16 protein-coding genes are annotated in these 20,050 nt (G+C 49.0%); 8 read left to right on the forward strand and 8 right to left on the reverse strand.

All coding sequences use genetic code 11. The features are described from left to right. Positions 1–77: 77 nt before the first annotated feature. The 3 genes from BM231_RS25760 to BM231_RS25770 are packed head-to-tail and all read left to right on the forward strand — an operon-like array spanning position 78 to position 4,697. Positions 78–1,871 (forward strand): IucA/IucC family protein, encoded by a 1,794-nt coding sequence (locus tag BM231_RS25760; RefSeq protein WP_159438000.1) that lies wholly within the window; start codon positions 78–80, stop codon positions 1,869–1,871. Next, entirely contained in the window at positions 1,858–2,916 is a 1,059-nt protein-coding gene (locus tag BM231_RS25765; protein ID WP_093524150.1) for a GNAT family N-acetyltransferase, read from the forward strand. The genes BM231_RS25760 and BM231_RS25765 overlap by 14 nt, the downstream gene beginning before the upstream one ends. Then, positions 2,913–4,697 carry an IucA/IucC family protein gene (locus tag BM231_RS25770; protein WP_093524152.1) on the forward strand — a complete coding sequence of 595 codons (1,785 nt, stop codon included), beginning with the start codon at positions 2,913–2,915 and terminating at the stop codon, positions 4,695–4,697. The genes BM231_RS25765 and BM231_RS25770 overlap by 4 nt, the downstream gene beginning before the upstream one ends. Positions 4,698–4,935: 238 nt before the next feature. Here the strand turns inward: BM231_RS25770 and BM231_RS25775 are convergent, their stop codons facing one another. From BM231_RS25775 to BM231_RS25785, 3 genes are all read right to left on the reverse strand, one after another. After that, positions 4,936–6,150, reverse strand: coding sequence for an aminotransferase class V-fold PLP-dependent enzyme (locus BM231_RS25775; RefSeq protein WP_093524154.1), 1,215 nt, complete (start codon positions 6,148–6,150; stop codon positions 4,936–4,938). 47 nt (positions 6,151–6,197) lie between these two features. Continuing rightward, positions 6,198–7,271 carry a cupin domain-containing protein gene (locus tag BM231_RS25780; RefSeq protein ID WP_208860660.1) on the reverse strand — a complete coding sequence of 358 codons (1,074 nt, stop codon included), beginning with the start codon at positions 7,269–7,271 and terminating at the stop codon, positions 6,198–6,200. A gap of 105 nt (positions 7,272–7,376) precedes the next feature. Next, complete coding sequence (locus BM231_RS25785; protein ID WP_159438001.1) at positions 7,377–7,955, reverse strand: helix-turn-helix domain-containing protein; 579 nt, start codon at positions 7,953–7,955, stop codon at positions 7,377–7,379. A 436-nt stretch (positions 7,956–8,391) separates the two neighbouring features. On the opposite strand from BM231_RS25785, the gene BM231_RS25790 reads away from it, so the two are divergent. The 5 genes from BM231_RS25790 (at position 8,392) to BM231_RS25810 (ending at position 13,044) form a co-directional block, all read left to right on the forward strand. After that, positions 8,392–9,597, forward strand: a complete 1,206-nt coding sequence (locus BM231_RS25790; protein ID WP_093524158.1) for an ABC transporter substrate-binding protein — start codon at positions 8,392–8,394, stop codon at positions 9,595–9,597. A gap of 115 nt (positions 9,598–9,712) precedes the next feature. Then, positions 9,713–10,489 (forward strand): ABC transporter ATP-binding protein, encoded by a 777-nt coding sequence (locus BM231_RS25795; protein WP_093524160.1) that lies wholly within the window; start codon positions 9,713–9,715, stop codon positions 10,487–10,489. Next, entirely contained in the window at positions 10,482–11,207 is a 726-nt protein-coding gene (locus BM231_RS25800; RefSeq protein WP_093524162.1) for an ABC transporter ATP-binding protein, read from the forward strand. The genes BM231_RS25795 and BM231_RS25800 overlap by 8 nt, the downstream gene beginning before the upstream one ends. Next, positions 11,204–12,091 carry a branched-chain amino acid ABC transporter permease gene (locus BM231_RS25805; protein ID WP_093524164.1) on the forward strand — a complete coding sequence of 296 codons (888 nt, stop codon included), beginning with the start codon at positions 11,204–11,206 and terminating at the stop codon, positions 12,089–12,091. The genes BM231_RS25800 and BM231_RS25805 overlap by 4 nt, the downstream gene beginning before the upstream one ends. Beyond that, a complete protein-coding gene (locus BM231_RS25810) occupies positions 12,091–13,044 on the forward strand; it encodes a branched-chain amino acid ABC transporter permease (protein ID WP_093524166.1) in 954 nt (317 codons plus the stop codon). Before BM231_RS25805 ends, BM231_RS25810 begins: the two co-directional genes overlap by 1 nt. Positions 13,045–13,095: 51 nt before the next feature. Here BM231_RS25810 and BM231_RS25815 read toward each other — a convergent pair whose 3' ends face one another. From BM231_RS25815 to BM231_RS25835, 5 genes are all read right to left on the reverse strand, one after another. Continuing rightward, on the reverse strand, positions 13,096–15,294 hold the full coding sequence (locus BM231_RS25815; RefSeq protein WP_093524168.1) for a VIT and vWA domain-containing protein: 2,199 nt from the start codon (positions 15,292–15,294) through the stop codon (positions 13,096–13,098). Between the two features lie 19 nt (positions 15,295–15,313). Continuing rightward, positions 15,314–16,774, reverse strand: coding sequence for an exosortase T (gene xrtT / locus BM231_RS25820; RefSeq protein WP_093524170.1), 1,461 nt, complete (start codon positions 16,772–16,774; stop codon positions 15,314–15,316). A gap of 472 nt (positions 16,775–17,246) precedes the next feature. Beyond that, on the reverse strand, positions 17,247–17,603 hold the full coding sequence (locus tag BM231_RS25825) for a RidA family protein (RefSeq protein WP_093524172.1): 357 nt from the start codon (positions 17,601–17,603) through the stop codon (positions 17,247–17,249). A 93-nt stretch (positions 17,604–17,696) separates the two neighbouring features. Then, entirely contained in the window at positions 17,697–18,344 is a 648-nt protein-coding gene (locus BM231_RS25830) for a DUF3726 domain-containing protein (protein ID WP_093524174.1), read from the reverse strand. Continuing rightward, positions 18,345–20,039, reverse strand: coding sequence for a hypothetical protein (locus BM231_RS25835; protein ID WP_244527217.1), 1,695 nt, complete (start codon positions 20,037–20,039; stop codon positions 18,345–18,347). It lies immediately after the preceding gene. Positions 20,040–20,050 lie beyond the last annotated feature (11 nt).

Below are 20,050 nucleotides of genomic sequence, written 5' to 3' on the forward strand. Positions count from 1 at the left end.
TCATATCATTAATTGCTCTATTCTTCAGGTTCGCCATGAACAAAACCTTAGTTTACACTCAGGCAAGCAATCGTCCTGTGTCTGTCCCTCCAACACCTTCACAAAGGGCTGAGCATGCCACTGCAAGTGCGTTCTTAAATGCGCTCTTGCGCGAATGGTCAGGTTGGTCATTTCTATCACACGCGCAAAAAGAGCTTTTATGTTTTGGTGAGGATACAGTTTGTCTTCCTCTGCAAAACAATGATCGCTTGTTGCTGCAAGTCCCTCACCATACGGCCGCTCGATATGAAATACAGCTGCCTTTTTACCTCTGGAACAGCGAAGGGCGTTGCAAGCCTGTCAGCCTCATGAGTGCGCTGACTACACTTATTACAGATAGTACAATCAGCGGTGAGCACAGCGAAAAGCAGTTTACGCTTTTATCGAGGGTGTTGGATAGCCATCAGGCTCAGATGCGAGCTTATGAGCTGGACGCTAACAATACTTCTCATCCTGCAGAGAACTGGAGTTTTCAGGAAGCTGAGCAGGCGCTTATTTCGGGCCACCCGACCCATCCAAATCCGCGCAGCAGAGACGAACTGACCAAAGACGATGCCTTGTTGTTATCGCCTGAATTAAAGGGGCAATTTCCTTTATTCTGGGTTTTGGCAGATCGTTCGATCCTAGTTTCAGGTTCTGGTGTGCAAAGAACTGCTTTTGATATGTGCCTGGAACTTGCCAAGAGCGATGAAACCTTGCCGGAAACACTGCGGACTAAAGTTGACAAGGGTTACGTGCCCATTGCCTGGCACCCATGGCAGGCAGAACGTTTATTAGCTCGTCCTCAGGTCATCCAATGGATACAGCAGGGCTTTCTTAAACCCTATGGGCCAGTTGGCAAGGCATTTACTGCGACCGCCTCAATGCGCGGAGTACACGCTTTTGAGGCGCCGTACATGCTTAAGTTTTCACTTTCCATGCGGCTGACAAACTCAAAAAGAGTACTTGCTCGCAAGGAAGTTGAACGCGGTGTGCAGATGGCAGAGCTGCTCTCAGGTGCCTTGGGGGATAAGCTAGCAAATGATTTCCCACATCTTACCATCCTTACTGAGCCTGGATATGTTGCTCTGCAAGATGAAGACGGCGGCGCATTGGAGGATAGTTTTGTAGTCTTGCGGGACAACCCGTTCCATGAACCGACACAAACCGGCCCTGCCATGCTCGCCAGTTTATGTGAACCTCATCTTGGTGCTCCATCCCCACTTAGTGACTTAATTTATAGGCAGGCTGCGCAAAAAACACTCTCCCCTCAGGGATTGGCAGAACACTGGCTGGATGCATTCATGGAAGTGGCTATCCTGCCTCTGCTTGATATTCGCGCCAGACATGGCCTCCTGTTCGGCTCTCATCAGCAAAATATGATGATTGCACTGAAAGATGGCATGCCCGCTCATCTTTATGTCAGGGATTGTCAGGGTACAGGTCACTTAACGACCCATCATGATGTCCTATCTGCATACCTACCTGACATTGGCAAAAATGCTGAAAATGTGGTCCCCCCGGAGATTGGTGATGAGCTTCTTTGCTATTATGTGATTGTCAATAACCTACTCCACACCGTGAGCACTCTGGTGATTGATGGCTTGATGGACGAGGCGCGCGCCTATGACACGCTCCGCAGAAAATTTAAAGCTGCAGCTCAAAGTACGACCAGCGATCCAGCCTTTTATGACTATCTGCTGACCTCTCCAACATTGGTCAGTAAGGGTAACTATCGCACTAGCCTTAGCAACGTAAACGAAGCATCGGGCGACGGAGCTGGCCAGCTCGCAGCATTCTTCAAAATAGCTAACCCATTCAATAACAAGAGAAATAGCGATGACATTGCATAGGATGCCTATTGGCTCATCACTTTCGATTGCCCATGAAACACATGATGGCTCCTCTGATTTCAGATTTGCTCAAGTTGTTACATCCAGAGATTGGAATAATGGACAGCTAACCGTGTTGCGTGACACCAAAGCTTTTGCCTGTGCTCATCTGGAGAATGCGACAGAGGCAAACCTGAGTTTTTCATTCTATTTGGAAGGTTCTCAAGAAGAAAAACTAGAAGCAGTATTGCTGTGTCTGGAGGCCTGCTTTTCGTCGCATTCAGAGATAGAAACTCTGAAAATCAGCCTGCCAGCAGATACTATTGATCCACGAGACTTACCATTTCTTGCAGTAGCAAATGAGCACTATCAAGTGTATCGCTCTGGCTTCTATCAAAACCCACAACTCTGGCTCCTTCACAGATCCACAGGTCGTCTTCGCACCGGTTTGGTCGAGGGGCCAGATGGTCGGGATCATCCATTAAGACCACCACATCCAACCGGGTTGTGCTACGAGCGTTATGACCCCGTTGCTGACGTGGTCGTATCGTTTCGTGCCGTTGACATAGACCGTGATCTGGACAGGTTTCATCGCTGGATGAACGATGGCCGTGTCGCATATTTCTGGGAGCTGGCAAAATCTAAAGATGAGCTGAAAGCATACCTGGAAACATTACAGGCCAAACCCCACACCTATCCACTAATTGGTTGTTTTAATGGTGAGGAAGCAGGTTACTTCGAAACTTACTGGGTGCGAGAGGACCGTCTTGGCCCTTATTACGCCTCTCAAAGTTACGATAGAGGCTGGCATGGCTTGATTGGCGAACGCAGGCATCTAGGCAAAGTGAAAACCGGCGCTTGGTTGCGCGGGCTGACACACTATCTTTTCTTGGACTGCCAGTTGACTGATAACATAATGGGTGAGCCTCGGGTGGATAACGCCAAACTGCTTTCCTACGCAGATTCTCTTGCTTATGAAAAACTTATGGAATTCGATTTCCCGCATAAACGCTCAGCACTCATGTGCTGTCGGCGGGAGCGTTTTTTTGAGGAGCTTCGCTTATGATCCTCGACAAACAGTATTGCAGCACAATGGTGGCGGATGCGACGAGTCCCTCGTTCTTGTGGCCAAAAGTCTGCAGGGCAGCGCTCGCAAAATTACTTAGCGAGCTAACTTATGAAGAGGTTTTAGACCCCACTTTTACTGGCGGTGAATCTTTTGAACTACGCCTTGCCTCTGGTGTCCTCTACACGTTTCAGGCGCAAACCATGATCTGGGGGAACCTCTGGGTGGATACAGCTAGTATCACCCGGGCTCCCGCATCGACACTTCCATTGTCTCCTCTTCAATTCTCAGTGGATGCACAGGCCGAACTTGGCATGAAACCGGAAACACTGGCCACCTTTTTGCGTGAAATGTCCAACACTCTGCGTCAGGATTTATTTCTGGCGCAATCCTGCGAAGGTTATGATGCTGACACACTCCTACAAATGCAGCCATATGAGTTACACGCTCTGCTGGAAGGCCACCCAAAAGCCGTAGCGAATAAAGGGCGCCTTGGCTGGGGAGCAGAGGATGTCGCCCGCTTTGCGCCGGAGAGCCGACAACCGATCGAGTTATTATGGCTTGCTGCTCGCCGTGAGCATTGCGAGATCAGTGATAGCGATATCCATGCAGAAAAAAGCTTTCTAAAAGACACCTTAGGCGCAACTGAAATGACGCATCTAATGGACACTCTGAAAAACAAAGGAGGTACCTTAGAAAGCTACTGTCTCGTTCCTGTACACCCCTGGCAATGGGATCACGTGCTCCAACAAACGTACATCAATGATCTACAAACAGCAGATCTGATCATGCTCGGTAGTTTTGGCGGACGTTATGTTTCTGGCCCATCTTTACGGACACTCACCAGTCTGGATCGTCCTGAAAGCCCGGATGTAAAGGTTGCTCTGACGATCCTGAATACTTCCGCTTGGCGAGGAATTCCTGGCAAGTACATCGCTCATGGATCTGACTTGTCTGAGTGGTTAGATGGCATCGTTCAAGCAGATGATCACTTGAAGAATAAGGTTAGCATTCTAAAAGAACTGCGCGGTGTATGGTATCGCCATCCGTTTTACCAGCAGCTTCGCGATATTCCCTATCAGCATGATGAAACTCTGGGTGTAATCTGGCGGGAACCTGCAGACTACAAAGTGGGACCAAATCGCCGAGCTTATCTTTACGCTGTCTTGTTGCACAAAGATGGTTCAGGCGTTCCCCTGGCTGCTCATCTCGCGCAAAAGGCAGATCTTAATTTAACGGATTGGCTGCAAAAGTTGTTTGAAGTTACCGTTGTGCCACTTTATCACATGCTCTGCGTATATGGGCTTGGTTTTATTGCTCACGGACAGAATATAACAGTTGTCCTAGAAGACAGCGTACCTGTCGGTATGGCAATCAAGGATTTGCAAGGAGATGTCGATCTCGTAAATGAGATTTACCCTGAACAGTGCGATCTAACTGACGAACTGCGCGCATTACTACCAGCAAAGCCGCCAGCTTACATTGTACATGACATTCAAACTGCTCATTTCGTCACGGTGCTTAGATTTCTTTCATCTTCGCTGGCACAAGCTGGGCAGATGACTGAGACATGTTTCTACCAAATTCTTGCAGATACGCTGAAGAGCTATACTGCCGCTAACCCGGAATATAGTGCACGCTTTAAGACATTTGAGCTGTTTGCGCCGACCATTCCCAGAGTGTGTATCAACAAAGTACGCTTTGAGATTGGATATGGTGACAGCGCTGAACGCCCGTTGCCTGCGCTTGGTATGGATTTGATTAATCCCCTACTCTGCTAAGAAGAAAAGGCAGCTCTGCGATCTGATAGAGCTGCCTCTCTGCCTAATCTCTGACAATGAAGAAATCTGCTAGAACCCAACAAGATAACTGTTGTGGTGAGTTGATCTTTGCTGATCATAACAACCTGTTCTCACCGCCTGAACACTGTTCTTCTCAGTAATCAAACATTGGCAAACCCGATCAGAGGAGAGCTGCAATCAACGAAATTGTCGTCTTGCAGAAAAAATCTCTCACAAATCAGGCTTGCGTAGTCATCACTTGCTCTTCCAAAACAGCACGAAGTTGTTGTGTTGCCTCCCACATATCTGCGTGTGAATGATAGAGCGGTGACAGGCCAAATCTCACTGCATTCGGGGAACGGAAAGAAGAGGTTATGTTTTTCTTCTTAAGCGCATCAACGATTTTGCTCCCATCTCCCGGAATGCAAACGCATACGTGCCCACCACGTTCATCACAATTCTCTGGGGACGCAAGTTCGACACCAAGATCGCCGCATTGTTCTTTGATAAGCGTAACAAACGTTTCGCTTAGAGAGCGATGCTTGGCCCAAACCTGATGCGGGTCAACCGAATTCCAGATCTCTGCTGCACACCAAAAAATCTCATTTGCAATCACCTGCGGAGATCCGGTCATGTGGCGCAGAACACCTTCAGCTGGTTCAAATTGCTCAGAAAATGAAAATATATTTGCATGACCGATCCAACCAGAGATCTCTGGCCAAATCTTATTCTGATGCTTTTTGTTGATGTATAGCCATGCAGGACCACCAGGACCGCCACACAAATACTTGTAACCACACCCAACCGCAAAATCTGTTTGTGTACCCTCAACATCCAGCGGAATAGCACCCGCAGAATGAGAGAGATCCCAAAGTGTTAATGCCCCAACAGAACGGGCTTTGGCGTTGATTTGCTCCATGTTGAAACGACGCCCAGAGCGGTAATCCACTTGTGACAGATAAACGACTGCAACATCCTCAGTGATGGCATCAAGAATGTCCAAATCTGGGTCCGCATAGGCAACTTTCAGCTGGTCGCTGTGAGCGTTCTCCAAGCCTTGCGCTACGTGAAGATTGGTAGGGAATGTGGTCTTCTCGCTCAAAATCACTTGGCGATCCGGATTAAGCTTCAGCGCATCTGTCAGCAACTTGAACAGGTTTAGCGTGGTATTGTCATAGGCAAGCGTATCTTCTGGGGCAGCACCAATTAGGCGACTTATCGCAGCACCAATTTGCATAGGCCGGGCCATCCAGCTGGCCGCTGCCCAACTCGCGCTGCGTTCATCAGCCCATTCACTTTGAAACACCTGTGCAAGGTGCGCCGGAACTGACTTTGGCATAGATCCAAGAGAGTTCGCGTCTAAATGTATGACGCCGGGCCGTTCTTCAAACAACTCCTTGCAGTGTTTGAGCGGATCATTGTCGTCAAGCGCTATAATATCTTGATAATTCACTGAATTTCCAATCTTCACAATAGGATGTATGGAGGCAGCGAAGCCGTTTAGGAGGTAACGTCATGAAGCTTGGTCTCAAAGCCTCCCGGCAACGAAACCTCCAAAATCTCGAGATCATCAGAACCATTAAGCAGTGATGATTTCATCGCCGGTGGTATGACAAACGCATCTCCAGCTTTGACTTGATGGGCTTTACCCTCTTCATTGACCAGCGTAACGTTGCCTTCCATGACAAAAGAAAACAAGATATCCGAAGTGTGACTGGTAACAGCCCCAGTTGGCCCCGTCGTTGCGCGGGCGACTTGTACATTGGCAACCTGTTTAGTTGCTAAGCCAATGCCTGTATCTCTGCATTCAAAGCCATCAAGGCGATGAGGCTGCCATATGGCGCTATCTAATTGATGATGAACAAATTTTTGCCCCTGAAACTCACGCTCTGGATTGACGGTTCCATTCGGTAAGTCCATCTCGTGATCAATGCTGGTGATATGTTCTGCCGGAACGCCAATTTCAATTACTTCGAGCTCACCAGAAGACTCCAGTACGCGATGCCGGATCTCTGGAGGTTGGATAACACAGTCGCCAGCTTTGAGGATAAATGGCTCACCTTGATCTTCATAAACAAGCCGGACCCAGCCGCGATAGCAAAAAATCAACTGAAACCCAACGGTGTGATAATGCACCATATCCGGAACAGGACCTGCATCTGGAATGCGGATGTGAGAGGCGATAATACTACCACCTAGCCGATCCGGGATCAGATCACGATACTGCATACCAGCGCGACCAATCACCCAAGGATCATTGTCAATCATATGCCTGACTATGAAAGAGTGTTGAGTTTTGGGCATTTCCAGTGGTGGTGAGGCGTCAATAATCTCAATTTTAGTGCCATTTGGCGCGATTAGTTCGGTTTGCCCTTCAGCAAAATCAGCAGGCTCTTTGCATAGTAAACGCAGTGTTCCTGGTTGTTCTGATGCACCTTTTTCCAGGCGCACCCGAAGACCGTGACCAGACATCACCGCAATAGCAGGATTGTCAGCTGGGAAAATCATATCCAGCTTCATACCGAGGATCTTGCTGAAAAACGGCAAGTCCTCCTTTAGATCGTTGGTTGGCAACCGTATTTCAGCAGATGCAATGTGATCTACGTTGGTTTCTAACTGTGCCACTTGACGTCCCTCCCAGAATTTCAAATGTGATAATCAAAATAGAGTTGGTGGTGCTTATTCACCCTCACTTTTGAGGTGCGTGGCATCAATCGTCGCGATCACCAAAATACGCGCCGGAGTATCGCCTGCACAAACGTAAGCATGCTTCATTGAACTATCGAAATAGATGGAATCTTCAGCCTCCAGGAGCAGAGGCGCATAGTGTTCTGAATGCAAATGCAAGTTTCCCTCCAGCACAATCAAAAACTCTTCACCCGGATGAGCATGTAATCCGCCAACCTCTTCCAGAGTTTGTCCTGCTACAATATCAATGGCTGGGTTCATCATTTTGTTGGTGATGTCGTTACTCAACACCTGAGCACTATAGCGTTCTGTTTCCAGAAAAACGCCCTGCCCTTTGCGCGTAATGCTGCGAATGCCACTGCGAGCCGGACTGCCCGGATTTTCAAAGAATGCAGACATATCTACATTGAGAGCTTGCGATAAAACATAAAGATTAGCAGCGCTCATCAGCGTTTGATCATTCTCCACACGAGACAATGTCGCCTCTGAAATCCCAGTCTGTATGGAGAGCTCACTGAGTGATAACTGCAATGCTTTACGGAAGGTTTTCACACGCTCACCAATGTGCAATTTCTCTTGCCTCTTCGAGTTCGTAGGCTTCCGAGAGATCGCTGCCGTATTACTTGTTTCACGTCGCAAAATAGATAATGCCTCGCTCAATTAGCTTACTTGCTTGTTCGTGCATTTAATTGTTGTGACACACAATAGAATGACTAATTTCATTAGTGCAAGAGAATTTCATAATTGAAATATAAAATAACATTTGTCCAAGAAGTTAGGTCGAGTGGGCAATTTCTGATGATATCTCTTTGTCATCAAAACAGGAAAACAGCAGACTATGAGGATACTTGCGCTTCTGGAGAGGTGATTGACAGCATCTTGCGCATATGCAAGTGTTTTTACGTATTACGCCGTTTGTAGCAGTAAGAATCTCCGATATTGTGGGAGATAGCTGAAATCAATGAGGCCAAAGCCTTCCGACGGTGCAATGCAATGGGAGGGATTTATGAATAAGACTCTTTTGATGCTGACGACAGCAGCATGCATAACATTTGCAGGTTCGGCTTGGGCCGAAGATATTAAAGTTGGGGCTTTGATGGGCGTGACGGGGCCTCTCGCCAACTTTATTCCACCAATCCTCAACGGGGCAAAATTAGCAGAGGCAGACGTGAACAAAGGCGGTGGTTTGTTGGACGGGCAAACCATGAAGCTTGTTGTTGCGGACAGTCAGGCATCTGCACAGCCATCAGTTGATGCAGCGGGTAAATTGGTAAACATTGAGAACGTTGTGGCGATCATGGGAGCACTGTCTTCTGGCGCGACCATTGCTGCGGCAAATGCGGTTGCTATTCCAAACGGCGTGCTTCAGGTTTCTCCAACAGCGACAGCACCAAGCATGACCAATTTGGAAGACAATGACTATGTCTACCGCATTGTTCCAAGCGACAACTATCAAGGTAAAGTGCTCGCGCGCGCCGTTCTGGAAGAAGGCTTTAAAAAGGTTGCAATTACATATGTTAACAATGACTACGGCGTCGGCATAGGTAATACTTTTAAGGTTGAATACGAGAAGTTGGGTGGGGTAGTCACCAAATTCTCCAAGCATGAAGACAAGAAAAACTCATACCGCGGGGAGTTGGCGACCCTGGCATCCAGCGGTGCTGATGCACTTGTCGTCATTGCTTATGCAGCCGGCAGTGGTGCGAAGATCGTCAAGCAATCATTGGAAAATGGCTTCTTCGAAAAGTTCATTGGTACAGACGGTCTGCGGGATGACATCTTAATTCAGCAAATTGGTGCTGAAGCTCTTGCCAGTTCCTTCTTTACCTCACCAAGTTCTCCGAGCTCAAATGAAGCTACAGAAGCGTTCCATGCTCGGTTTGACGAGACATTTGGCGGCGGGTCAGACAAGCCATTTGTAGATCAGGCCTATGACGCTACCATGTTGATTGCGTTGGCAATTCAACAAGCTGGTTCAACCGATCGTACCGCTGTAAAAAATGCGCTTCGTTCTGTTGCAAATGCACCAGGTGAGATTGTGGGTCCGGGTGAATGGGCGAAAGCACGTGAGTTGATCTCTGCGGGCAAAGACATCAATTACGAGGGCGTTTCTGGGGCCCACGAGTTTGATGCGAATGGAGATGTCGCAGGTTATATCGGCAAGTATATCGTCGAAGGCGACAGCTACAAGCAAACCAAAATCTTCAATTAGTTCAGACTTCTACCACAAGAGGTTGAATTTTGCCGAGTAATGACCGGGCTCTTCTGGGCCTGGTCATGTTGGACCGTGTCATGACGGTGCAGTCAATGAGAATTTGGGAATACAAATGATCCAGCTTGAGAATGTATCAAAACGATTTGGTGGATTAACTGCCGTTCACAACTGCTCATTTTCAATTCCGACAGGCCAAATTACGGGAGTTATCGGGCCTAATGGCGCGGGTAAGACTACTGTTTTCAATATGATAGCTGGCCTACTTCAGCCAAGCAGCGGGCAAATTTTTCTTGATGGAGAAGACATTACTTCCTTGCCAGCACACAAGCGTCAGAGCAAAGGGCTTTATCGGACCTTCCAATTGGCACACGAATTCTCACGTATGACTGTGGTTGAGAACCTGATGGTCGCAGCGGATAGCTCCATCGGAGAGAATGTGTTCAATGCAATTTTCCGCCCCTCCATCTTTCAAAAGCATGAGCATGCGGCATACGATAAAGCTATGGAAACACTGCGTTTTTTGGAGATTGAGAAGTTGCAGGATGAGCTGGCGGGAAACCTTTCCGGCGGGCAAAAGAAGCTGCTGGAACTTGGCAGAACCTTGATGCAGACACCAAAAGTCATCTTGCTGGATGAAATCGGCGCAGGCGTAAACCGCAGCCTACTCAGTAAGATCGCTGTGAAGATCCAACAGCTGAATGACGATTTCGGCTACACCTTCTGCCTGATTGAACATGATCTGGATTACGTCTCGCGGCTTTGCGACGAGGTTGTCGTACTGGCACAAGCCACTGTTTTAACGACAGGAACCATCGATAAAATTAAACGTGACGAGCGCGTGGTGGAGGCCTACTTCGGTGGCGGCAAATATGAGGGTGCCCATGCCTGATCCGATTTTGAACATCCAAAACCTAACTGCAGGCTATGGTGCAACGCCTATTATTCATTGCGTTGATTTGTGCGTTCATTTGAAAGGAATAGTGGTAATTGTGGGACCAAATGGGGCTGGCAAGTCCACTTTGTTAAAATCAGTCTTTGCTCTCAATAAATATTTTTCTGGCTCCGTAGAGTTCATGGGGCATTCGATTGTCGGCGTCAAAACTGCGAACCTCGTTCCCATGGGCATTTCTGCCGTTCCGCAAACCAGCAATGTATTTGCAAATTTGACAGTACGTGAAAACTTGCAGGTGGGAACGTATGCAGCACCACCGAAAAATGCAGCTGCGACATTGGATATGATCCTGACACTCTTTCCAGACCTTCGAGAAAAACTGAACCAGCCAGCTGGGCAGCTCTCTGGTGGCCAACGACAAATGGTTGCTATCGGAAGAGCGATGATGAGCGATCCAAAGCTGTTGTTATTGGATGAACCGACAGCCGGGTTGTCGCCTGCTTATCTGGAACGGATCTTTGATCTGATCCAGCAAATTCGCGAAGCCGGCATCTCTGTGTTGCTGGTTGAGCAAAACGCCAAACAAGCCCTGCGCATCGCTGATATGGGGTATGTGCTGGTAAACGGAAAGAACGGATATACGGATACAGGCAAGAACCTTCTAGCTAATGATGAGGTGCGGCATGCATTTCTTGGCGGGGGGCTGCCAGCATGATTGATTTCATCAACTACTATCTCATACCGGGCATAACTCTTGGCAGTATATATGCGTTGGGTGCTGTCGGTATCTCGATGATTTTCGGCATTTTACGATTTGCACATTTCGCGCATGGCGACTTGATGACCACCGGCGCTTACATTGCTCTGACAGCAGTTTGGACACTTGGGCTTCCGGCACTTGCTGCTATTCCGATCGCGGTTGTAGGAACGGCACTGGTGGCCGTGTTTCTGGATAAGGCGTTCTATAAGCCGCTGCGAGATTTACCAAGCATCTACACTGTCATCGCTTCCTTTGGCGTCGCGCTTATCCTACGCTCGGCTATCCAGTTATTGTGGGGCACGGACTCCCAAGTCTATGTGGTCGGCTTTCAAAAACCGCTGATCTTTTTTGATAGTCTCCGCATCGCTCTTCGGCATATGCAAATCATTGCGTTTACGGTCGCTATTGCCATTACGCTGCATTTCTTCCTGTCTTATTCTAAAACAGGGAAATCCATGCGAGCAGTTGCAGATGACCCAGAGTTAGCGCGAATTGCCGGACTTGATACAGAAAAGATCGTTCGGTGGACTTGGATTATTGGAGGTGGCCTTGCTGCCATTGGTGGTGTGTTTGTGGGATTGGATACGGACATTCACACAAACCTAGGTTGGAACTTATTATTACCTATGTTTGCGGCAGCTTTGTTGGGCGGAATTGGCCGCCCCTTAGGAGCTATGCTGGGAGGCTTGATTATCGGTGTCGCTGAGGAGATTTGTACGTTCCCGATCATGGACATAGAGATCATCTCGCCCAGCTACAAAAGTGCGATTGCCTTCATCATCATGCTAGCTCTGTTGTTGTTCCGCCCGCAAGGCCTCCTAAAAGGAAGGGTGCTTTGATGGAACTCTCAGGACTGTTCTTCTATTTCGTTTCCTTCCTCACTATGGCTGGCATTTATGCTGTAATTTGCCTGGCGCTTAACATCCAATGGGGTTTTGGCGGCCTGTTTAATGCAGGCATCGCTGGCTTTTACGCTATCGGCGCATATTCAGCGGCTATTATCACTTCCACGGCGGCATCAAACAATGTTGGAGGGTTCCAACAATCCATTTTTGTAGGCATGGCCGTTGCAGCTGTCATTGCAGGTCTTGTTGGCTGGGGCATTGCACGGCTTTGTGTTTCTCTCAAAAGTGATTACCTCGCCATGGCAACAATTGGAATTGCAGAGATCATCCGGCTTATAATCGTCAATGAGGAGTGGCTGACTAACGGGAGTTTGGGCGTTTCCAACATTCCACGTCCCTTTGAAGGAGTGTTCAAAGGGCAAACAGCGGAAATTGTCTTTGTTCTTTTTGTTTGGATGATCGTGCTGCTGACTTATTTCATTTCTCATCGCCTTCACAAAAGTCCGTGGGGCCGGGCTTTACGAGCAATCCGCGATAATGAAGATGCAGCAGAATCCATCGGCAAGGACACTCATTCTTTCCGCACGCAAACGTTTGTGATCGGAGCCATTTTTATGGCGTTGGCAGGAGCGCTGAGTGCGCACTACTTCAAATATTTCAGCCCCGACGCAACAGAGCCAATTCTGATAACATTTCTTGCTTGGGTGATGTTGATTGCCGGAGGAAGTGGAAACAACAAAGGAGCCATTGCAGGGGCATTGATCGTCTGGGCGATCTGGTCAATGACAGAGATCCTAACAGGCTTCCTACCCTCCGAATGGGCAACACGATCCTCCTACATGCGCATGCTGCTTATTGGCTTATTCCTGCAGTTCGTTCTGCAACGATATCGCTCCGGCTTGCTACCAGAAAGAGCGCCAAAACTGGACAAGTTGAGACGCTCTTAGCTTGCTGGAGGTAGAAGACATCATATTCCGCTATGAGCCCCGGATTACAGCTCAGTCCAACCACCAACCATCTCGGCGGAGTGTATAAGGTAGTGAGCGATCCAGGCCTTCCAGCGGAACAGAGCGTTGACCCGTTCGAGTAATGAAGGAACGTAATGACCGAACCATACTGACAAGGTTTTGACGGAAGCGCGCGACAAGACCCATGATCACGATCAAAAGCCCCATAATCCCTTCTGGTTCTGGCGCTGAGCTTCCACTGAGGTTTAAGTTTGGATAAGCTTTTGTCGCTACGCCAGAAACTTGCGGCAGCGGGACCGACGCTGAAACTGTGCTTTTTGGATCATGATTTGCGAGCGTTTCAGAAACCGCAACAAACGAAGTGAAGCGGGTTTGCAGGGAGTGGTCCAGACCAAGCTTGGTAATCTCGTTCTTTAAAGCCAGATTAGAGCTGCCTCCAATCGCATATTCTCGGTTTTTTGCAAAGATCTGCTCACGCGCCCAGATGATTGGAAGCGCTTTCTTTTCTGGGCTTTGTTGCTGAGTTCTCCCTGATAGTTCAATCTCCAGCGGCATGCGCGCCGCCTGCCCATTGACTCGGCCATTAATGAAAATGGTATGCTTTCCGCTTTTCTGGTAGCGGCCCAGAACTCGAAGTGCGCGCCCCTTGAACAGGTCTGGAAGCTTTGTCGCACTTAGCTCTTCAACTGCTAGTCCGTTCCAATCAATTGAGACATCGGTCAGCACAGGCGTTTTCAAGTCTTTTGCAAAGACCTCTGCAGTCTCATGAAAGCTCTCGTCAGCTCCAACATAGCGCGCATATCCCCGTCCCTCTGCTGCCAGCGCTTCAAGCAGAAATCGATTGACGGACGAGCCCACTCCAAACGCATAAAGACGTGCATTTCCAATGCGATTGGAAACCGTTTGGATTACTTTGCGCTCATTCCCTATGTAGCCGTCAGTCAGGAAAACAACGATGCGCGTTGTGTCTTTAGGTTGTTGTGTACCAAACGCAGCTTTGAGTGCTGCATTCAGTTCTGTCCCGCCACCAGCATAAAGACCGGAGACATACTCAAGACCCGCCTGTTTGTTATGCTCACTCGCAATTAAAGACTGCTCTTCAAATGCGGTTGTCTCATTTGCAAACCGAAGGATCCGAAAGTAATCATCTGAGCGTAGATTATTAATTGCAGCACGCATAAAGGCTTTGCTTGCAGCTATTGGAGTTCCCCCCATGGAGCCAGAGGTGTCCAACACAAACACCAGCTCTCTTTTACCAATAGTCGCTTCTACTGGAACTTTAGGAGGCTCGATGAGCAACGAAAAGAAGCCACCTTTTTCATCCTCGTAGTAACTGTCTAAACCGGCAGTCACACTCGTCTCAGCAGCCAGTTCGTAACGCAAGACAAAGTCTTTATTGTCAACCTCCCTAGTCTTCTCAAAGGTCGCCTGTTTTTTGTTTTCATCTCCAGAGATGCTCAAGTTATGTGTTGTGCTCCAAAGGCCGGATATGGGCAGAGCTGCGGTCATGGACATATCTAAGGAGACCCGCCGACTATCGATGGCCTTAGATGTTGAAACGGCTATTACCTGAGGATATGCCGGTAACCGATCAATTTCCCAGCCGGAAACGACGTCAACTTCATCACTGCCAGACATAACATCTGGCTTATCTAATTGGACAGGCTCGGCTGCTCCTTCGTACCGCGGACCAACCACCATGGGGACAACCAGTTCATAGGCCCCATCTACTTTCGACACGGACTGAACATAGTGCAGGTGCACGGTAATTGGCTTACCCGGCATCAAATTGGCGATATCCTGAGTAAACATGTTTGGTCGGTGCTGTGTCAGAAGGGATGCAGCTTTACCCTCTGCCTTTGCTTGCTTGAATACAGCACTTGCTTCTTGTTTTTCTTTGATTTGCGCAACGACCCGCTGCCCTTCCAACTCCATCTCCATGGCGTGCACGGCAGCTTTCTGATTTAGGGGGAACAGATAGGTCGCATGGAGCGGTACATCATTGGGATTGAGGAATGTCTGTGAAAGCGTAACCTGAGCGATATCTCCAACTACATCGACATCGTAGTGCGAAGAGAGCAAGGGCAACTCAACCTGTTGTCCATCTAACATAGCGATAATTGTACCTGCCTTCTTTCCCAATGGGTCTGGCTGCTCGGCGCCAGCATCGGAGCTCGCGCTGACTACAAAAATGAAAAGCAAGGAGAGAACGCGCGTTATCTCAAACATCAAGAATATCCTCTAAGTTTCAGGTCTTGGGAAAATCAAAGGCAGCAAAAACCGCAGCCTCAAAATGGTTTTGGTTGGAAGGTGCAACCTGCCATGGCGAAACACGTTGAATGCTGGTCCAAGAGAGCGACGGGTTTTGCAACCAAATCCAAATCGCTTCGGCCACGTTGTTCGTGACATGCCCGCCATCAGAGAAAAAAGAGACGGAGACCTGCCATTGCTGGCCGTTTTCTGCAGTGGCCCGATAAAGCGCTGAAGGCATTACCTCAAAACGAGAACCAAGAAATTCAACCCGGTAGCCCAGACCGCGCAAGCAGTCGTCCGGCGCATGAAGATGGCGAAGCGGGGAGCTCGTATGCACAAGAGTAAGCGCATGCTCTCCATAGCGCTTTTTGACTGCATACCCTCCATACTCTTCGAGATACTTCTTCTCGACGGGAAGTAATGGAACGGCCTGCCCGGATTGCCCATTCAAAAACAAAGGCAAAACAGGGCGTTCAGAGGTTCTCGTTACATCAACTGCCTGTCTGGGTAGACTGACAACGACAACAGTAAGACCAACAAAGGTGAGAGCCAGATACTTTTGAAATGACTTAGGAAGTTCATGAGCTTTAACCGTATGAGGAGAAGCAACGATCAAGCGTGCCTCAGGCCGATACAACCTCAGGATTGGCAGAAGGGTAAGGGCGAGAGTGATATACCCAATCACGCCGTGCCATGGCTCCATCATCACGTTTACATCAAAAATCCAATGCGGATAGGCTATGCCAAGCGCTAACGTGCTGATACGAAAAGAGTTGCCTAAGATGCTGAGAACAAGCGTAATACCGACCCAAAGCAGAGCAGTACTCAATCGTGGGCGATAAATGGCATTCAACACCACGATAAATGCCATGCTGAGCATAAGACTAGACGTGCCAGAACAAGGCAAATCGACTAACACCTCTTTGCCTTCAAGTGTCAGCCGTACGCCATCGCAGGAGAGGTTCTGAGAGACCCCGCTGAGAAGAAAACAAGACGCGTTCGCAGACAGTTCCTGCAAAGGGTAACCCAATAGCCTCTGAACAATCCGCTCAATAGGCAGGGAAAACAGGAAAAGCACAGAGAGCCAAAAGGGAGAGATTGCACGCTTGCGTTCCCCTACCCTCAAAAGCGTGGCAATAGCGAAGATATCAAAAGCCAGAGCCAAACCGCCAATAACATTGATTGCAAACACCTGACTGATCAGGCGAATGAAAGCGGAAGCAACAAGAAGCAAAGCTGCAGTTTGACGATGATGATTTGCGGAGTGGTCAACGGGGCTCGACAGCGACCGGAGCAATAAGACCGCGACTGCGACCAGATAGAAAGCGCCGGAAGAGGAATAAGAGGGATCAAGCCATGTTCGAACCAGCCATAGCGCAGGTTCAAAAGCCAGAATGGCGGAGGCGAGCCCAAATCCAAAAACTGTCACGCGATGATTTGCAAGTGTCTTTCTCATGCAAACCGTTGTGCCAACCTGATTTGCAGAACCTACTCACCATTTGTGCAGATTTTCAGCATTTCAACCAGAGGAGGGACCTATAGCTAGTGAGATCGAGACAAGCCAGTTCACTCCCCATCTGTCATGCCAATTTCAATACACGTTTGTAAGTATGAAGAAGCCCATGCAAAGAGGAAGAACTCTCTTCAATAATGAGCCATTGCTTGCATTCGTTTTATCTCTGAGCAATCACGGGCATATCTATATTTCAACCCAAAGTCACTTCAAGCAAACGAATCCGCTCGCATTTCACAAAATCGGATCTTTGCTTATTAACAGAGCTAAGGTGCTTACCTTCAATGGTAACAGTGACAGCACTACGTGGGGCTCATGTCCATTAAACCAGATATTGTCGTCAACGGTTGGGCTTTTCTAAACATGATGATTGATCAGCAGGCCTGACTACCTACTGATCAACCTTGCAAGTCAGTTAAAGCGCTGCGAGCACCAGAACCTCGATTTTGTAGTGAGGTTTTGCCATGCGGGCCTCGACGCAAACTCGTGTTGGGGCTGCGTTGAGATCAGCGACCCACGCATCCCAGACGTTGTTCATTTCATCATATTCGCGCATGTCCGCCAGCCAGATCTGGACGGAAAACACATTTTCACGAGTTGTTCCTGCCTCAGCGAGCAGGCTGTCGACTTTTGCGAAAACATCTTTCGACTGTTCGGTAATATCGCCCTCAACGAGCTGAGACACCTGCCCTGCCAAATGAACAACATCATTGTGAATTGCGATTGCAGAAAAGCGCTTGGAACCGCCTAGTTTTTTGAGTTCTGAGCTCATTTTTACTCCAGTTTTTATCAGTCAGCGTGTTCATCAAACACCTGATCTCTTGCATTGGATTTCGTGATTTTGAGATTTAGGAGCAACGGCTGGTTAGTCGTTGTCTGTCAAACCAGCTCCAGCGCCACGTAGGCGGGATGCTTCTGTCGCCGGAGCAAAGGTCCGCTGTGCAAATGCTCCAAGCCGCACCCAACATGCATCCCCAACAACCGCTCTATGGATAGGTTTGCTTTGCGAGAGCATTTGTGCTGGCGCTGAACATTCAACTCGTTTGGCGTGAGAAGATAAAATTGCCTCAGAATTGCCCTGAACGCAGAGTTCCTTGCCGTTGGTCACCATGCGCGTGCCTTCCCACTCCACAGCAACTGGCTGACCAAGACGAAGGGCTGCACCGGAGGCGAAAGGAACAACCAGCAACGGATAGTCAACTTCCAGCATTGTTATGATATTGCCCAGCTCCATTTTGATCGCACAGTCACTCATCGCTGCGCCCGCAATGAGTGGGCTTAGCCTGCCCGCTGGAGCACGCCAGATGCCCTGAAGTGCCACTGGAGACAGATCAACCGCTGGCAACCTGTCGTTCAACTCTAAGAGCGAGACCAGTAAATCCGGTCCAGGGAATCCAAAGGACGCGAGCCAGCGCGTTCCTTTGGCGGCCTCCTCACATAAGCCCCATGGCAACCCTGCACCGCGAGAAGCACGCTTGCACATCGCTTCGATTTCATTGAGAGAATAACTCATCTAGTTGCCCCTGCTCAGTGCTGGATAGACCCAGAAATCATCAGATTGTGACGCCAACTCCTCCGGATAAGGCGCGTTTGCATACATGTTGATGCGTACCCAACGATCAGAGCGCGGATCGAATTGCACTGCGCCGAAAAAGGCGAGTTTACATCTCAGCATATCGATCGGCAGAACATCGCTTGCAATCGTATTGTCGCGGATTTCAGCATAGGGTGCCTGATTGACAATCTGAGCGCGGCGAACGATGTGACGGTATTCAGGATGCCTCAGCAGAAACTGAGCGATGTTTTTGTCTTCTGGCCAGTGGCCCAGAGCATGATAAAGCGCAGCTGCATCTCGTCCGGGCGCTAAAGGTTGCTCGTATTCTTCAATCGGCTCTTCAAAGCGTTCACCCAGACGTGGCTCCAGCTTCTCCTCTGAGACATACCAGGCCTTAGCTTTGTTCTGCTGATCACTCCAATCAATTTCCAATGCCCAACCATAGACCCGTTTGAGAACTTCTCGCAGATCCTGTAGTGTCATCGCTCCAGCAATGCGGAATGTTGGCGTGTTGTCAGCGGCCATGGTGTTCGCGAGATCATCAACAAGTGCCCCATAAGGCTCCAGCATCAAGGAAGTCAGGCACTCCTGCCCTTCCAGAGACAGTTCCTTTTCTGCCCAGGTGTTAAGCTGGTTCCAAGGGTGATCACTTGCGTCAGAGACGCTTTCTGCCTGCTGCTGCAACGACACAAGGTCACGCTTCAGCCCTTCAGTCTTTTCAGATTGGATCTGATGGTCCGTTGTCCAGGACGCGGTCAATAAAATGCTGCGCGCCAACAACTCACGAAAGAGTTCAATCTCTTGTTCACTTGCCTGAGGGAGCGCACGTACGCGTGCAGCAGCTTGCTCCCGCGCGGCAATCCAGTTGTTAAACAGTACAGGGTGATTGAGCAGAAATGGCGCCATTCCGAGGCCAGTTGAATTTCCGATGCCCATAGAACGGGCGATAGCAGGATCCAACTTTACAGCTTTTTCTCCCCCCTTCATTCGCGCCATATACTCGACAAGGTCGCGCACAAAAGCGCGCGTCAGAAAGACGGAAAGCATCTCCACCTGGAACGGACTTTGAAACTCAGGACGGTCCGCGATCATTTCGCGATCCGCCGCCCCGAACTTGCCTGACCCATAAACAGCGGTGGTGCGCATGAGATAGCCGACGGCTTCGATCTTTTGGAGATCCGGCTGCTCTCCCTTTGCCAGAGCCGTTACAATATGCTCCCACAATCGCGCCGAACGGTTGGCGCGTGACAGTGATAGTTCTGTCTCGCAAATGCGCCCAGCCTCTTGCAAAGGTACGTTACGAGAAAGACGTTCAATATCCTCAGAGGTTGGAATACCGTCAAAAAGAGTGAACGTAGCGTCCCAGGCATCCGCGATCACGCGATCTGATCGTTTCTCAGCTGGAAGATCATGCGAGAAGGCAACAAGAGAGTAGGTTCGGTCCGGACCATGAGCGCAATAGACAGCGTGCCCAACACCGCATTCATCCATTTCAAAGACAGGTCGGTCAAATCGCCAATTTTCATTCTGCATGCGTCTTAGAAGAATACGCATGAAGGATAGGCGCGATTGATGGATTGAACCGAGCCGGCTCAACTTCATCACCTTATCAGGTGAACGCAGTTGGATTACATCGGTTTCGCAAACACTCATAATCATCTCAT

The sequence above is a fragment of the Pseudovibrio ascidiaceicola genome (assembly GCF_900114245.1).
Lineage (GTDB): Bacteria > Pseudomonadota > Alphaproteobacteria > Rhizobiales > Stappiaceae > Pseudovibrio > Pseudovibrio ascidiaceicola.

What these genes read in the sequence shown, in the direction of transcription:
- BM231_RS25765 (WP_093524150.1), top strand. Translation starts at nt 1,858, where the DNA reads ATGACATTGCATAGGATGCCTATTGGCTCATCACTTTCGATTGCCCAT.
- BM231_RS25770 (WP_093524152.1), top strand. Translation starts at nt 2,913, where the DNA reads ATGATCCTCGACAAACAGTATTGCAGCACAATGGTGGCGGATGCGACG.
- BM231_RS25790 (WP_093524158.1), top strand. Translation starts at nt 8,392, where the DNA reads ATGAATAAGACTCTTTTGATGCTGACGACAGCAGCATGCATAACATTT.
- BM231_RS25795 (WP_093524160.1), top strand. Translation starts at nt 9,713, where the DNA reads ATGATCCAGCTTGAGAATGTATCAAAACGATTTGGTGGATTAACTGCC.
- BM231_RS25800 (WP_093524162.1), top strand. Translation starts at nt 10,482, where the DNA reads ATGCCTGATCCGATTTTGAACATCCAAAACCTAACTGCAGGCTATGGT.
- BM231_RS25805 (WP_093524164.1), top strand. Translation starts at nt 11,204, where the DNA reads ATGATTGATTTCATCAACTACTATCTCATACCGGGCATAACTCTTGGC.
- BM231_RS25810 (WP_093524166.1), top strand. Translation starts at nt 12,091, where the DNA reads ATGGAACTCTCAGGACTGTTCTTCTATTTCGTTTCCTTCCTCACTATG.
- BM231_RS25815 (WP_093524168.1), bottom strand. Translation starts at nt 15,294, where the DNA reads ATGTTTGAGATAACGCGCGTTCTCTCCTTGCTTTTCATTTTTGTAGTC.
- xrtT (WP_093524170.1), bottom strand. Translation starts at nt 16,774, where the DNA reads ATGAGAAAGACACTTGCAAATCATCGCGTGACAGTTTTTGGATTTGGG.
- BM231_RS25825 (WP_093524172.1), bottom strand. Translation starts at nt 17,603, where the DNA reads ATGAGCTCAGAACTCAAAAAACTAGGCGGTTCCAAGCGCTTTTCTGCA.
- BM231_RS25830 (WP_093524174.1), bottom strand. Translation starts at nt 18,344, where the DNA reads ATGAGTTATTCTCTCAATGAAATCGAAGCGATGTGCAAGCGTGCTTCT.
- BM231_RS25835 (WP_244527217.1), bottom strand. Translation starts at nt 20,039, where the DNA reads ATGAGTGTTTGCGAAACCGATGTAATCCAACTGCGTTCACCTGATAAG.